Below are 691 nucleotides of genomic sequence, written 5' to 3' on the forward strand. Positions count from 1 at the left end.
GACACGGTGGCCAAAGAAGCCGTGTATATCGCGGTCGGGATCCAGGAAGACGGCTCCAAAGAAGTCCTGGCGTACTTGTTGGCTCCGACCGAATCCGCGGGCAACTGGCAGGAACTCCTGGAGGACCTTCAGGTCCGCGGCCTCGAAGAAGTACTCCTGGTCGTGTCTGATGGACTGGCAGGCATGACCGATGCGATTCACGCCGTCTATCCGAGTGCCCGGCATCAGACGTGCTGTGTGCATGTCTCCCGCACGCTTGCCCGTAAAGTCCGGGTGCAGGACCGTGCGGCGGTCTGTGCCGACTTTAAAACCGTGTATCGGGCCAACGGCCGGGAGGAAGCGACCCACGCCCTCGAGGCGTTTATCGCTGCATGGTCTTCCCGGTACCCATCGGTCCGCCGGGTGCTCAACGAGCACCCCACGTTACTCACCTTTTATGATTTCCCATCCGCCATCTGGCGGAGCCTGTATTCCACCAACCTCATCGAATCGTTCAACAAGCAGCTGAAAAAATACGTTAAACGCAAAGAACAGTTTCCGAATGAAGCGTCCATCGAACGGTTTTTGGTCAGCCGGTTCGATGCATACAATCAAAAGTTTTCCACCCGTTGTCACCTGGGCTTCGCCCAGGCCCAACATCAATTGGAAGATATGTTTCAACGGCAGGGTTAACTTCAAGGCTGGAAGAGGA

General features: G+C 56.6%; 1 protein-coding gene. It reads left to right on the plus strand.

The window, feature by feature from the left end:
- The coding region (locus Q0757_RS16895) for an IS256 family transposase (protein WP_298789289.1) at positions 1–672 on the plus strand (672 nt) is incomplete at its 5' end.
- Between the last annotated feature and the right edge of the window lie 19 nt (positions 673–691).

The sequence above is a fragment of the uncultured Marinococcus sp. genome, from assembly GCF_947493875.1.
Classification (GTDB): domain Bacteria; phylum Bacillota; class Bacilli; order Bacillales; family Marinococcaceae; genus Marinococcus.